Source organism: Vibrio sp. qd031, from assembly GCF_002100145.1.
Classification (GTDB): domain Bacteria; phylum Pseudomonadota; class Gammaproteobacteria; order Enterobacterales; family Vibrionaceae; genus Vibrio.
Genome location: NZ_JXQD01000035.1, coordinates 1 through 556 on the forward strand (window position 1 = coordinate 1; position 556 = coordinate 556).

The window sequence follows — 556 nt, forward strand, 5'->3', positions numbered from 1 at the left end:
TCAAGTCCGGCCCGGGGCACCATTTATTTGCGACACTAGCTCAGTTGGTAGAGCGCAACCTTGCCAAGGTTGAGGTCACGAGTTCGAACCTCGTGTGTCGCTCCAAATTAAAAGAACCTCGTGCCCTAGCCGGTCGCGTCGTTCCAAATTAAAAGAACCTCGTGCCCTAGCCGGTCGCGTCGTTCCAGTTTCCTGCTATCAAGTAGAAAGCTCAGTAGCCCTTGCTACAGAAATATGGCGCGTTGGCAGAGTGGCTATGCAGCGGATTGCAAATCCGTGGACCTCGGTTCGACTCCGGGACGCGCCTCCATTATTTCAAAATAAACTTGTGATACCCGCTCAGTTAGCAGAGTCCAATCTGGCTATGTTTGAGATCATGAGTTTGAGCCTCGTGCCTTAACCGGTCGCGTCGTTCTAGACAATTTTGATATTGATTAACGTCGATATAGTTAAATGGTGTTACCAAACACAACAGATTTTGTGTGCCCTGGTGGTGGAATTGGTAGACACAAGGGATTTAAAATCCCTCGAATTTCGATTCGTGCCGGTTCAAGTC

General features: G+C 49.1%; 2 tRNA genes. Both read left to right on the plus strand.

What is annotated here, in order from left to right:
* The first annotated feature begins 29 nt into the window (after window positions 1-29).
* Window positions 30-105 (plus strand) — tRNA-Gly (locus ST37_RS18270).
* 131 nt (window positions 106-236) lie between these two features.
* Window positions 237-310: transfer RNA gene (locus ST37_RS18275), tRNA-Cys, on the plus strand.
* Window positions 311-556: the final 246 nt, after the last annotated feature.